The sequence below is a fragment of the Nocardioides aromaticivorans genome (assembly GCF_013408525.1).
In the GTDB taxonomy this organism is placed as follows: Bacteria; Actinomycetota; Actinomycetes; order Propionibacteriales; family Nocardioidaceae; genus Nocardioides; species Nocardioides aromaticivorans.
In genome coordinates this window covers 1,367,435-1,379,321 of the sequence record NZ_JACBZM010000001.1, presented here as the reverse complement: position 1 = coordinate 1,379,321, position 11,887 = coordinate 1,367,435, and the positions used below count along the sequence as shown (strand labels likewise).

Annotated in this window: 13 protein-coding genes; 5 read left to right on the top strand and 8 right to left on the bottom strand. The window is 72.1% G+C overall.

What is annotated here, in order from left to right; translation table 11 throughout:
* Positions 1-5 precede the first annotated feature (5 nt).
* The gene (locus BJ993_RS06530) at positions 6-560 is read right to left on the bottom strand and encodes a hypothetical protein (protein WP_036548750.1); all 555 of its coding nucleotides are present in this window, start codon (positions 558-560) and stop codon (positions 6-8) included.
* A gap of 98 nt (positions 561-658) precedes the next feature.
* On the bottom strand, positions 659-2,218 hold the full coding sequence (locus BJ993_RS06525; protein WP_179648138.1) for a LuxR C-terminal-related transcriptional regulator: 1,560 nt from the start codon (positions 2,216-2,218) through the stop codon (positions 659-661).
* 237 nt (positions 2,219-2,455) lie between these two features.
* Between BJ993_RS06525 and dnaK the strand changes: the two genes are divergently transcribed.
* Genes dnaK through BJ993_RS06505 form a run of 4 tightly spaced genes read left to right on the top strand, consistent with a single transcriptional unit; the run spans position 2,456 to position 6,546 of the window.
* Entirely contained in the window at positions 2,456-4,315 is a 1,860-nt protein-coding gene (dnaK, locus tag BJ993_RS06520) for a molecular chaperone DnaK (RefSeq protein ID WP_036548745.1), read from the top strand.
* On the top strand, positions 4,312-4,881 hold the full coding sequence (gene grpE, locus BJ993_RS06515; RefSeq protein WP_179648137.1) for a nucleotide exchange factor GrpE: 570 nt from the start codon (positions 4,312-4,314) through the stop codon (positions 4,879-4,881). The genes dnaK and grpE overlap by 4 nt, the downstream gene beginning before the upstream one ends.
* Before the next feature lie 40 nt (positions 4,882-4,921).
* Complete coding sequence (gene dnaJ, locus BJ993_RS06510; RefSeq protein ID WP_036548741.1) at positions 4,922-6,112, top strand: molecular chaperone DnaJ; 1,191 nt, start codon at positions 4,922-4,924, stop codon at positions 6,110-6,112.
* Complete coding sequence (locus BJ993_RS06505; protein WP_179648136.1) at positions 6,112-6,546, top strand: heat shock protein transcriptional repressor HspR; 435 nt, start codon at positions 6,112-6,114, stop codon at positions 6,544-6,546. The genes dnaJ and BJ993_RS06505 overlap by 1 nt, the downstream gene beginning before the upstream one ends.
* A 173-nt stretch (positions 6,547-6,719) precedes the next feature.
* Here the strand turns inward: BJ993_RS06505 and BJ993_RS06500 are convergent, their stop codons facing one another.
* From BJ993_RS06500 to BJ993_RS06475, 6 genes are all read right to left on the bottom strand, one after another.
* Positions 6,720-7,508 (bottom strand): DUF6230 family protein, encoded by a 789-nt coding sequence (locus BJ993_RS06500; protein WP_179648135.1) that lies wholly within the window; start codon positions 7,506-7,508, stop codon positions 6,720-6,722.
* 50 nt (positions 7,509-7,558) lie between these two features.
* Positions 7,559-8,479 carry a hypothetical protein gene (locus tag BJ993_RS06495; RefSeq protein WP_179648134.1) on the bottom strand — a complete coding sequence of 307 codons (921 nt, stop codon included), beginning with the start codon at positions 8,477-8,479 and terminating at the stop codon, positions 7,559-7,561.
* Positions 8,476-8,904, bottom strand: coding sequence for a DUF6114 domain-containing protein (locus BJ993_RS06490; protein WP_179648133.1), 429 nt, complete (start codon positions 8,902-8,904; stop codon positions 8,476-8,478). Before BJ993_RS06490 ends, BJ993_RS06495 begins: the two co-directional genes overlap by 4 nt.
* Positions 8,904-9,719, bottom strand: a complete 816-nt coding sequence (locus BJ993_RS06485) for a DUF6230 family protein (RefSeq protein ID WP_179648132.1) — start codon at positions 9,717-9,719, stop codon at positions 8,904-8,906. The genes BJ993_RS06490 and BJ993_RS06485 overlap by 1 nt, the downstream gene beginning before the upstream one ends.
* Positions 9,716-10,222 (bottom strand): DUF6114 domain-containing protein, encoded by a 507-nt coding sequence (locus BJ993_RS06480; protein WP_179648131.1) that lies wholly within the window; start codon positions 10,220-10,222, stop codon positions 9,716-9,718. Before BJ993_RS06480 ends, BJ993_RS06485 begins: the two co-directional genes overlap by 4 nt.
* Before the next feature lie 126 nt (positions 10,223-10,348).
* Entirely contained in the window at positions 10,349-10,939 is a 591-nt protein-coding gene (locus tag BJ993_RS06475) for a DUF6230 family protein (protein WP_036548727.1), read from the bottom strand.
* A gap of 225 nt (positions 10,940-11,164) precedes the next feature.
* Between BJ993_RS06475 and lepB the strand changes: the two genes are divergently transcribed.
* The gene (gene lepB / locus BJ993_RS06470; protein ID WP_179648130.1) at positions 11,165-11,794 is read left to right on the top strand and encodes a signal peptidase I; all 630 of its coding nucleotides are present in this window, start codon (positions 11,165-11,167) and stop codon (positions 11,792-11,794) included.
* The last annotated feature ends 93 nt before the right edge of the window (positions 11,795-11,887 follow it).

Sequence of the window (11,887 nt, the reverse complement as noted above, 5' to 3'; positions counted from 1 at the left end):
GACGCTCAGTGCAGCAGCTCCTGGACCGGGTGCTGGCCGGTGGCGGGGCCGGCGATCCACTCGAAGGCCGAGCGCAGCCGCGACGGCCGCGGCGCCGCGACCGGCGTCGGGACACCGTCCAGGATCTGCGCGACCTCGTGCGAGGCCGCCGCGCCCGACGTACCCGGGGTGGCGATGCCGACGGCGCACGCGAGCCGGAGGTACTCGCGCTCCACCAGTGCCGCACCGAGCGGGCCGCGGGTGGTGTGCAGGATCAGCGGGTAGAGCGCGGGCTCGCGCCGCATCGCCGCCCGGTGGGCCTCGCGCAGCGTCTCGACGCTGTCGTTCTCCTCGCCGACCTCGAGCGCGAAGTCCACGCAGCCCCCGATGAGGGTCGTCCAGTGCTGCACCAGCGCCCGCACGAGGTCGTCGCGGTCGGGGAAGGCCGCGTGCAGCTCCGGGTCCCCCTCGTCGATCCGGCCGGTGTCGATGACCCGGCGCAGGACCGCGTGGCGGCGGTGGATCTCCTGCCAGCGCTGCTGGGTCCCGGAGTGGGTGACGGGGGAGGTGGATCGCTTCATCAGGAGCTCCTGCGGTGGTGTGGATGGACCCGAGAACCGATGCGAGGAGCGTCCCGCGCGCGGCCGGTCGCCGGCATCCGCCGACTGGCGGAGAAATCTCAGTCCAGGCCGTGCTGGTGCAGCAGCGCGGACAGCTGGACCCGCGAGGAGATCCGCAGCTTGGCGTAGATGTGCGACGTGTGGGTCTGCACGGTGCGGGGTGACACGAACAGCGCCGCGCCGATCTGGGGGTTCGACATCCCCTTCGCCACCAGCACCGCCACGTCGCGCTCCGTGGGGGTCAGCAGCTCCCAGCCGGGGGCGACGGCGGGGCGGGCCGGCGCCGGCGGCTCGCCGGCGAGCTGCGCCATCCGCTGACCGGCGTAGGCGAGCCAGGGCGTGGCCCGCAGGCCGTGGAACGCGTCCGCGGACTCGCGCAGCACGGCCCGGGCGCGGTCGTCGTACCCGGCGGCGTGGAGGAGCAGCGCCGCCTCGAGGCCGGCGGAGGCGAACGCGAACGGCCGTCCCGACGTCCGCAGCGCCTCGATCGCCGCCAGCCCCGCCTCGGCGTCACCGTCCACCGTCGCGCGGCAGCGCAGTGCCGCACCGCGCGCCGACGGCACGTCGCCGGCGAGCTCGGCCCCCGTCTCGGCGGCCCCCACCACGTCCGCCGCGAGCGCGTGGTCGCCGCGGCGCACGGCGTGGTGCACGACGGCCGGGGCGAGCGCCCGCCAGCTCAGGAAGTACGGCGTCCGGCGGGTGTGCAGCCAGCCCTCCACCAGTGCCTCGTACGCCGCCGCCGCGTCCTCGGCCATCGCGGCCCGGGCCATCGCCAGCCACTCCTCGCCCGGCAGGCCGACCGCGATCAGGGTGCCCTCGTGGGGCGCCACGAGGTGCCCGGCGACGGCGACATTGCCGCGGATGGCCTCGACCAGGCCGACGATGCCGCGCGCGAGCGGCCGGGCGATGAGGGTGCCGGTGCGCTCGGCGGCCTCCAGCGCCGCGCGGGTGTCCGCCGTCGCCGCGTCCCACTCGCCGGAGAGGAAGCGGGCGAGCCCCCGCATGCAGTGGAACCAGGTGAGCTGGCCGGCCGCACCCGCGGCGGCGGCGCGGGTGAGCCCCTCGGTGAAGGCGGCCTCGGCCTCCGCGAAGCGGTCCAGCTCGACGAGCGCGAGGCCGAGGTAGAGGTGGGACATCGGTGCGCCGCCGCTGCTCTCGCGCTCGCCCGCCTGCAGCCGCACGCCCTCGCGGGTCAGGCGCAGCGCGGTCGTCGTGCGGCCCTCGGCGAGGGCGACGGCCGCCAGGGTGTTGAGCGCCTCGCACGCCGCGAACCGGTTGGCGTGGCGCTCGCCGAGGCGCCGCGCGGACTCGGCCCCGCTCGCCGCGCCGGCCAGGTCGCCGAGCAGGAACCGCGAGCCGGCCTCGTCGGCGACGTACGACGCCTGCACGCGGGGCTCGCTCCGGGTGAGCTCGGCCGCGCGGGCGAAGCGGTCGCGCGACTCGGCGATGCGACCGACCCGCTGCAGCACCAGGCCGAGCGCCGCGTGCACCTCGGCCCGGTCGGCCGGGTCCTCGAGCGAGGAGAGCAGCAGCTGGGCGTCGGTGGCGGCGGCGTTGAGCTCTCCCCGACTGATCCGGTCCCACATGGCATGGCTGCGGGACACCTGTTCCGGGCTCATGGCCGCCCCCCTCGCGAGGGTCAGGTGGCACCCCCGGCCCTCCGATCGTAGGTCGACCGGGTGGTGGCCGACATGATCAGAAAGGAGGGTCGGGCGGTCGTCGGAGAAAGTCGGCGGAGGCTGGAACAACCCGGCGTACCCCTCCGTTGTGCCCTGTGTCAGACTTGAGTCCATCCGGCTCAACTAACTTGAATCCCGAGCTGAACACCAGCACCACAGACAACGGAGGAAACACACATGGCACGAGCTGTCGGCATCGACCTCGGTACGACGAACAGCGTCGTCGCGGTCCTCGAGGGCGGCGAGCCCACGGTCATCGCCAACGCGGAGGGAGCGCGGACCACCCCGTCCGTCGTCGCCTTCGCGAAGAGCGGTGAGGTGCTCGTCGGCGAGGTCGCGAAGCGCCAGGCGGTCACCAACGTCGACCGCACCATCCGGTCCGTCAAGCGCCACATGGGCACCGACTGGACCCAGCACATCGGCGACCCGGTGGACAAGGACTTCACGCCGCAGCAGATCTCGGCGTTCATCCTGCAGAAGCTGAAGCGCGACGCGGAGGCCTACCTCGGCGAGACGGTCACCAACGCGGTGATCACCGTCCCGGCGTACTTCTCCGACGCCCAGCGCCAGGCCACCAAGGAGGCCGGCGAGATCGCGGGCCTCAAGGTCGACCGCATCGTCAACGAGCCCACCGCCGCCGCGCTGGCCTACGGCCTCGACAAGGGCGACGACCAGACGATCCTCGTCTACGACCTCGGTGGCGGCACGTTCGACGTGTCCCTCCTCGAGATCGGCGAGGGCGTCGTCGAGGTGAAGGCCACCAGCGGTGACAACCACCTCGGTGGTGACGACTGGGACAACGCGATCGTCGAGTGGATGGTCAAGAAGTTCAAGGACGCCAACGGCGTCGACCTGTCCCAGGACAAGATCGCCGCCCAGCGCCTCCAGGAGGCCGCGGAGAAGGCCAAGATCGAGCTGTCGTCGTCCAGTGACACCACGATCCACCTGCCCTACATCACCCACGGCGAGAACGGCCCGCTGCACTTCGAGGAGCGGCTGACCCGCTCCGAGTTCCAGCGGCTCACGGCCGACCTGCTCGAGCGCACCAAGGCGCCCTTCCAGAACGTCCTCAAGGACGGCGGCGTCGCGGTCTCCGCGATCGACCACGTCGTCCTCGTCGGCGGCTCGACCCGCATGCCCGCGGTGACCGACCTGGTCAAGGAGCTGCTCGGCGGCAAGGAGCCCAACAAGGGCGTCAACCCGGACGAGGTCGTCGCCGTCGGCGCCGCCCTGCAGGCCGGCGTCCTCGCCGGTGAGGTCAAGGACGTGCTGCTCCTCGACGTCACCCCGCTCAGCCTCGGCATCGAGACCAAGGGCGGCGTTATGACCACCCTCATCGAGCGCAACACCACCATCCCCACGAAGCGGTCCGAGATCTTCACGACCGCCGACGACAACCAGCCGTCGGTCGAGATCAAGGTCGCCCAGGGCGAGCGCCAGATGTGGTCGCAGAACCAGCCGCTCGGCAACTTCGAGCTGACCGGCCTCCCGCCGGCCCCGCGCGGCGTGCCGAAGATCGAGGTCACCTTCGACATCGACGCCAACGGCATCGTCCACGTCTCCGCCAAGGACCAGGCGTCCGGCCGCGAGCAGTCGATGACCATCTCCGGCGGCAGCGCGCTGTCGAAGGACGACATCGACCGCATGGTCAAGGAGGCCGAGCAGTACGCCGAGGAGGACGCCAAGCGTCGCGAGGCCGTCGAGGTCCGCAACCAGGGCGACCAGCTCGTCTACACGACCGAGAAGTTCCTCGCCGACAACGGCGACAAGATCCCGGACGACGTCAAGGCCGAGGTCACCACGGACGTCGAGGCGCTCAAGGGTGCCCTCGAGAACGCCGAGACCGACGCGGAGACGCTGACCGCCGCCATCTCCAAGCTGGGTGAGTCCAGCCAGAAGATGGGTGCCGCGATGTACGCCGCCGCCGAGGCCGACTCGGCCGCCGCGGGTGGCACGACCGGCGCCACCGGCGAGGCCGACGACGACGTCGTCGAGGCCGAGATCGTCGACGAGGACACCGAGGGCGACGCCAAGTGACCGAGGAGAACCTCAACCCGGAGGAGGGGGAGCTGCAGGAGCCTGCAGCTCCCTCGCCCGAGGGCGACGAGGCCCCGGCGGCCGAGGCTGCCGAGGGCGCCGCGGGCCCCGAGGTCCCGGAGGCCGAGGCCGACGAGCTGACGGTCACGAAGATGGAGCTCGAGGAGCGGACCCTCGACCTGCAGCGCCTGCAGGCGGAGTTCCTCAACTACAAGCGCCGTGTCGACCGGGACCGTGAGCTGATCCGCGAGAACGCGACGTACGCCGCGCTCACGCCGATCATCGACGTCCTCGACACCATCGACCGGGCCCGCGAGCACGAGCCGCTCGAGGGCGGCTTCAAGGCCACGGCCGAGCAGCTCGAGCGCGTCGTCGCCGGGCTCGGCCTGGTCAAGTTCGGCGAGGTCGGCGACCCGTTCGACCCGACCGTCCACGAGGCGCTCTCGCACATCGGCACCGACGCCGAGGTCGAGGTGACCACCTGCAAGGTGATCGCCAAGGCCGGCTACAAGATCGGCGACCGGGTCGTGCGGGCAGCGCAGGTCCTGGTGGTCGACCCGGCTTGACGACCCACGACGACACGACTGAACGGAAGGGAGGTGCGCGATGAGTGACGACGGCATCCGGTCCGACTGGGCCACGAAGGACTTCTACAAGGAGCTCGGCGTCGCGAAGACCGCGTCGCAGGACGACATCAAGAAGGCCTATCGCAAGCTCGCGCGTGCCAACCACCCGGACTCGCACCCCGACGACACCGCCAAGCACGAGAAGTTCAAGGCGGTGGCGGAGGCCTACGACGTCATCGGCGACGCCGACAAGCGCAAGAAGTACGACGAGGCGCGCGAGCTCTTCAGCCGCGGCGGCTTCCCGGCGGGCGGCGGCTACGGCGGCGGTTTCGGTGGCAGCGTCAACGTCGAGGACCTGCTCCGCGATCGCGCCGGGGGCGGCGGTGGTGGCTTCGGCGACTTGTTCGGCGACCTGTTCGGCGGCGGCTTCTCCGCCGGCCGGCGGGCGCCGCGTCCCTCGCGCGGGGCCGACCTGGAGACGACCGCGACGATCGGCTTCACCGAGGCGCTCGAGGGCGTCACGGTGTCGCTGCGGATCAGCTCCGAGGGTGCCTGCCCGACCTGCCACGGCACCGGCGGCAAGCCCGGCACCAAGCCGCACGCCTGCCCGGTGTGCGAGGGCACCGGCTTCGTCACGGCCTCCGTCGGCGGCGCGTTCTCGATGAACGAGACCTGCCCCGCCTGCGGCGGACGCCAGCTGGTCTACGACGACCCGTGCCCGACCTGCCACGGCAGCGGCCTGGGCCAGGCGACCCGCACGATCCAGGCCCGGATCCCCGCCGGGGTGAAGGACGGCCAGCGGATCCGCCTGCGCGGCAAGGGCGCCCCCGGCGACAACGGTGGGCCGGCCGGTGACCTCTACGTCACCGTGAAGGTCACCCAGCACCGGGTCTTCGGGCGCAAGGGCGACCACCTGACCGTCGACGTACCCGTCTCCTTCGCCGAGCTCGCGCTCGGCGCGGAGATCAAGGTGCCGACGATGGGCGGCGCCCCGGTCACGCTGCGCATCCCGGCCGGCACCCCCAACGGGCGCACCTTCCGGGTGCGCGGCAAGGGTGCCGCCAAGGCCGACGGCTCGCGCGGCGACCTGCTCGCGACCGTCGAGGTCCAGGTGCCGGCGACGCTCGACGCCGATGCCAAGGCCGCCCTCGAGGCGTACGCCGCCGCCACGGCGTCGGCCAGCAGCTCGCTGCGGGCCGGCCTGTTCGAGTCCCGGGCCCAGGAGTCCTGATGGCCACGCGACGGCCGCCGCAGCCCACCCCGCCTGCTCCCGACGACGCTGTCTTCGTGATCAGCGTCGCCGCACAGCTCAGCGGGCTGCACCCGCAGACGCTGCGCACCTACGAGCGGGTCGGCCTGATCACCCCGGGCCGCACGGGCGGCGGCGGCCGGCGCTACTCCTACCGCGACATCGAGCGACTGCGCGAGATCGCGGAGCTGACCGCGGCCGGCATCGGCATCGAGGGCGTCAAGCGGATCCTCGACCTCGAGAACGCCGTCGCCGCGCTCCGCTCCCGCAACGCCGAGCTGGTCGCCGAGCTCGAGGCGGCCCACGAGGCGCTGCGCCAGGCGGTCGCCGCCCGCCCCGCCCCGCCCACCCGCCTGCCTGCCCTCCCGCAACCCCCCTCCGGCCAGTCGATCGTCGTCTGGCGCCGCGGCACCTGATCTCCCGCGAAGTGTGAGGTTTTCTCCGCCGAAGTGGCGCAAGTTCTCCATCGAGGTGTGACACCGTCTCCAGCGCGCAGCGGAGAGAGTCACACACCTCGGCGGAGAAACCCTCACACTTCGGCGGAGAAACCCTCACACTTCGCGCGCCTACGAGGCCAGCCCGCGGGCGGCTACTTCGGGTAGGTGCCCTGGCGGGCCTCGGTCCAGCAGGAGCGGTCGTCGATGCCGTCGGGGGTCGTGTTCGGGGTGCCGTTGGCGTTGAAGCCGATGTCGTCCTTGAACGGGTAGACCCGGATGGTGAGGTTCGGCAGGGTGATGTTGCCGGTGACCTGGGCCTGCCAGAGCTGACCGTAGACATGGGTGAGCGCGCCGCGGGTCGCGTCGATCCCGGTGAAGCCCTGGCCGTTGACGTGGCCGCCGTTGCCCGTGCCGGAGTAGGCCTGCGGGCCGGTCGTGCCGGGGCCGAAGAAGCCGCCGTCGTACGTCTGCGGGACGCCGAACGGGTTCGCCTCGTACGGCGCCGCGCCGGGCGTCGTCGTCAGGTCGGTCGTGGCCTGGCCGATCTGCGTGCTGCCCTGCAGGTTGATGCCCGCCCCGCGCAGCGAGGTGACGTCGAGCGCGGCGTTCGCCGCCTTCGTCTCCGGCCCGGCGCCGCCGTCGCCGGCGGTCAGCTTGACCGTGTACCTGATGTTGCCGACCACGGTCTCCGTCTTCGACACGCACAGCCCGTTGAGGCTGGCGGTCGCGAACCCGGCGCGCAGCAGGTTCTTCCACTGGCCGTTGCCGAGCCGGACCGGCGCCATCCCGAAGGCCGCGTCGTCGGCGGTCAGTTGTGACGTCGAGAAGGTCGCGTTGCCGTCCTGGATCACGAGGGTCGTGTCGAAGCCGAGCGCCTGCTGCCAGGTCAGTGTCGCGAGGGCGCCGAGCGCCGCGAGCCCGGTGCCGAGTACGACGGACATCCGCCCCCACCGCGTCCCTCCGTGGACGACGCCGGGCACTGTCGCCCCCATCAGCTCACCGAGATCGTGGTGTTCGGCAGCTGGATCGAGTTGAGCGGGTTGCCCGACCCGTCCACCGGCACCTGCGTGTAGGGGTCCGACGGGTTCTGCCGGTGCGTGACCAGGTAGTAGAAGTCGAGGTTCACCCCGAGCAGGGTGTAGTTCTCGCCGCCGCCGAGCCACTGCGCGAGGTCGCCGGCGAAGTCCGAGGCGCTGAGCTCGCAGGTGCCCCCGATGCCGAGGAAGCCGCCCCGCGCCGTACCGCCGACGAGACCGCAGGCCAGGTGGGTCGCCGTCGGCAGCTGCGCGACCGGCACCGTGAACGAGCTGTTCGCGGTCGCCAGGACCTCGGTCCACACGCCCGAGCCGCCGATCGTGATCGCCTGGTCGGGGTCGATGGTCAGCCGGTAGTTGCTGGCCGACTTCGGCGCGGGCGCGTCCCCGCTGTCGGCGTACAGCTGGATGTCGTTGGTGCCGGACGCCGGGCAGGCGGCGACGGGTGTCGTGTCGCCGGTGCAGAACTGCAGCCCGCTGAAGGCCACCTGGTAGAGGTCGGTGCGCGAGCCGGCGGCGGCGTAGTAGACGGTGTTCGGGAACTTCCGGCCGTACGCCGTGCGGATCTGCCCGATCGCGAGACCGGGGTCGGACGTGGTGACACTGCCCGACTGCAGGTGCCAGCGCACGCCCGCCAGGCAGGGGTGCATCCGGCCGGCCGCGTTGAAGTCGCCCGCGCCGTTGTCGAGCTGCACCTCCTGGCGCCGCTGCTGCGGGTCGGCGCTGCCCGGCTGGTCGCAGGCGAACGGCTGGTAGGCGCTGCTCCGGCCCTGCCCGAGCGCGCGGTCGCCGGTGCGCGGCAGCAGCACGGACGCGGTCGCGACCACGAGGATCGCGCCGAGGACGAGCCACCGCTGGCGGCGTACGGACAGGTTCACGACGCGCCGGGGGTGGCGACCGCGGCGGCGCGACGGCGTCCGCCACGGGAGCGTCGCGGTGCCTTCTCGCCCCACGCCCAGACCATCGAGCCGCCGAGGATCGCGAGCACCGAGCCGAGCAGGTAGCCGCCCAGGTTGGCCGCCACGAACGCCGCGAGCCCGAGCAGCACGGCGAGCACCCCGACGAGCGCGCGGTAGTGCGGCGCGAACCACGCGACCAGCCCGAAGAGCACCAGCGCGCCGCCGAGGATGTAGCCGGCGGAGTAGCTCCAGCCACCGCTCACCGCGAGGACGAACGTGAAGAACATCGAGCGCACGATCCACGCCCCGGCCGCGATGCACCACAGCCCGCCCCAGAACGGACGGGTACGACGGAAGGCCCGGAACCACGTCCGGGCCGACCGCAGGGCCTGCAGCGCGCCCATCAGCCGGCCGCCTGGCTCGGGCAGTCGGCCTGCGTCTTGTGGCCCTTGATGACCTTGATCTTCAGGTTCGGCAAGGTGATCGCCCCCTGCAGGTTGATGCCGTAGGTGTCGCCGCCGAGACCGCCGATGTTGATCCGGTCGACGGTCAGGCCGAAGTCGCCCGCCGCGGGCTGGGCCTGGCCGTTGGGCCACGCGATGCCGGCCGTGTCGTCGACGGTGTCGGCGCTCTGGCCGAGGTTCATGCCGCTGATGAGGTTGCCGAAGCCGTTGAGCGAGCGGGAGTTGAGGAACAGGTTGCTGGCGGTGATGTGGTTGCCGCCGGTGAGCAGCCCGTTGGCGTCGTAGGTCAGCGCGTTGCCGGCGCCGTCGGTCGTCGTGTTGGCGCCGTTGGTGAAGCTGCTGCGCACCGGCACGCCGGCGAGGATCATCAAGGTGACCTCCCCGACGACGGGGACGTCCTCGTGCGCGATCGCGCACAGGCCCGCCAGCTTGGCCGACCTGATCCCGAGCTCGGCGACGCCGTTGTCCTCGCCGGTCGAGCTGTCGTTGGTCGAGAGGAAGCCGGCGGCCTGCGCGCCCTGCAGGTAGTTCGAGTACAGCTGGAACTCCTGGTCGGCGGTCGTGAAGTTCACCGCCAGCACGCTGCTGCTGACCAGCTGGAACATCCCGATCAGTGCCGCGAGCCCGCCGGCGAGCGGCACCAGCGCTCGCCGGCGGGTGCCCTGCCGGACCTCGGCCCGCTCGACCATCGCCGACGAGCGCGCGGCCGCCGCCCGTCGTACCCGGTCGGGGAGGCGGTTGCGGCGGTCCGTCATCGCCGGGCCCGGCGCGCGTCGCGCTTCTCCTGGCGCCGCGCGTCACGCTCGGCGAAGCGCGCCAGCTGCTTGTCCGTGTACGGCGCCCACGCGAAGACGAGCCCCGCGCCGGTGATCCCGAGGACCATGCCGACCAGCCAGCCGCCGAGGTTGGCGAGGGGCAGCGAGGCGACGGCGAGCATCATCGCGACGATCGCCGGGAAGTGCCGCTGGGCCGGAACCACGAGCGCGATGCACGCGGCGGCGGCCATCCCGCCGGCGAGCAGCAGCGGGGTGATGCTGCGGACGCCGACGGTCGTGTAGAACTCGAAGGTCCCGCCGAGCAGCGGGCGGGCGATGAAGTAGGCGCCCGCGAGCAGGATCAGCGATCCCCAGAACGGGCGGGTACGACGGAAGCGGGTGAACCCGTGCCGCAGCCGGGTCGGCCGGCCGGCCGCGGGGGCCGGGGTGGTGACGTCGACGGCGACGTCGGAGGTGCCGGTGACGGCGGAGATGTCAGTCATGCGAGGGTCCTTGCGACAAGGCGGTGGCCTCGTGGGGGCGCGCCGGCGCGCCCCCACGAGGGAGTGCTGAGAGGACCGTCCGCTGATCAGGCGGTCGGTCGTGGCGTCGGCTGGATCAGGAGTTGATCAGTTGCCGAGCGCGACCGAGAGCGACAGGTTGTCGAGCGCGAGGCTCTCCAGCGTGATCGCGTAGGCGGTCGCGTTGACGTTCGGCAGGTCCGCCGAGGAGCTCGTCAGGGCGAAGCCGTCGGCGACGTAGCCGCTGTCGGTCGTGGTGTTGGCGAAGCCCGCCTCGGACTGCGCGACACCGATGGTGGTGCTGCCGAGCGTCGCACCGTTGGGGGTGTTCAGCGTCTTGGCGTTGAGGCCCACCGACCCGAGGGCGATGGTGGTGTCCGTCGAGGTGACCTCGAGGTGGGCACCGATGCCCAGCAGGGGCAGGGTCACGTCCGGGGTGACGACCTCGATGCCGCTGGCGTTGGTGTTCGACCCGGTCTCCGCGTAGAGCGTGGCCTGGTCGCCGCCTGCGACGTCGGCGGATCCCGTGCGGGCCTTGAGGCCGTCGCTGGTGATCCGGTCGCTGTTGAGCGTGAACCCGTCGGCCGACGACAGCACGGCGCCGACCATTCCCTGCAACATGGCGACGCCAAGGCCTGCGGTCAGCAGGGTGGCCGGCACCGTCACGGCTGCGAACCGACCCATGCGGGTGCGGCCCATACCGATTTCCTTCTTCACATTTCCCTCCCAAGGAAACACGTCCGCCGATCCCTCCCGAACCGGCGGTGGACGCTGGCCGCATCCCCATGTCCTTGGCCAAGCGTGACGGAGTGTGACACACAACACCGGTTGTGCGCGACAGTGAGTAACAGATTTTTCTCAGGTCTCGCCAGATCCTGCCGAAGGGGGCGCCGGCCGCCCGGCCGATCACGTACCGTTCGCGCCGTGACTCATCGTGCCGAGGGCCGCAGGTGGCTCCGCACCGCGCTCGGCGTCGCCGCGCTGGTCGTCTTCTTCGCCGCGATGCTGGTCGTGATCGCGGTGCTCGCGTTCTCCGTGAAGGTGTCCGGGCACAGCATGGAGCCGACCCTCGCCGACGGCGACCGCCTCGTCGTGAATCCCTTCGGCAAGGACGACGTGGCTCGCTTCGACATCGTCGAGAGCACCCTCGGCGACCGCGAGATCCCTGTCGTGAAGCGGGTGATCGGCATGCCGGGCGACCGGGTCCAGGCGAGCGCCGTGGGCGACCCGCCCGTCGTACGGATCAAGCCGGCGGGGGAGGACACGGTGTACGTCGTCGACAACCCGGCCTGGTCCGGTCGCGTCGGCGAGAAGGTCGAGCCCTGCTGCGCCGACGACGGTACGACGCTGCCGCGCGGCAAGGAGCCGGCGTGGGTCACCGTCCCGGACGGGCGGTTCTGGCTGCTCGGCGACAACTGGGGCGGGTCGGACGACTCGCGCACCTTCGGCTTCGTCGAGCAGGACCAGGTCACCGCGCGGATCTCCTTCCGGGTCCAGCCCTTCGGCGACTTCGGCCCGGTGGCCGACGACGTGCGGCTCGTGGCCGAGGACTGAGCTGCCGAGCCGCTGGGCACACGGTGTCGCAGTTCCTGCGACACCGTGACCTGAGATCCCTGTGCCATTCGCCACAACAGGCACTAACCTCAG

Excerpts from the sequence above, each read along its gene's own strand:
- BJ993_RS06530 (WP_036548750.1), bottom strand. The coding sequence starts at position 560 with ATGAAGCGATCCACCTCCCCCGTCACCCACTCCGGGACCCAGCAGCGC.
- BJ993_RS06525 (WP_179648138.1), bottom strand. The coding sequence starts at position 2,218 with ATGAGCCCGGAACAGGTGTCCCGCAGCCATGCCATGTGGGACCGGATC.
- dnaK (WP_036548745.1), top strand. The coding sequence starts at position 2,456 with ATGGCACGAGCTGTCGGCATCGACCTCGGTACGACGAACAGCGTCGTC.
- dnaJ (WP_036548741.1), top strand. The coding sequence starts at position 4,922 with ATGAGTGACGACGGCATCCGGTCCGACTGGGCCACGAAGGACTTCTAC.
- BJ993_RS06505 (WP_179648136.1), top strand. The coding sequence starts at position 6,112 with ATGGCCACGCGACGGCCGCCGCAGCCCACCCCGCCTGCTCCCGACGAC.
- BJ993_RS06500 (WP_179648135.1), bottom strand. The coding sequence starts at position 7,508 with ATGTCCGTCGTACTCGGCACCGGGCTCGCGGCGCTCGGCGCCCTCGCG.
- BJ993_RS06490 (WP_179648133.1), bottom strand. The coding sequence starts at position 8,904 with ATGGGCGCGCTGCAGGCCCTGCGGTCGGCCCGGACGTGGTTCCGGGCC.
- BJ993_RS06485 (WP_179648132.1), bottom strand. The coding sequence starts at position 9,719 with ATGACGGACCGCCGCAACCGCCTCCCCGACCGGGTACGACGGGCGGCG.
- BJ993_RS06480 (WP_179648131.1), bottom strand. The coding sequence starts at position 10,222 with ATGACTGACATCTCCGCCGTCACCGGCACCTCCGACGTCGCCGTCGAC.
- BJ993_RS06475 (WP_036548727.1), bottom strand. The coding sequence starts at position 10,939 with ATGGGCCGCACCCGCATGGGTCGGTTCGCAGCCGTGACGGTGCCGGCC.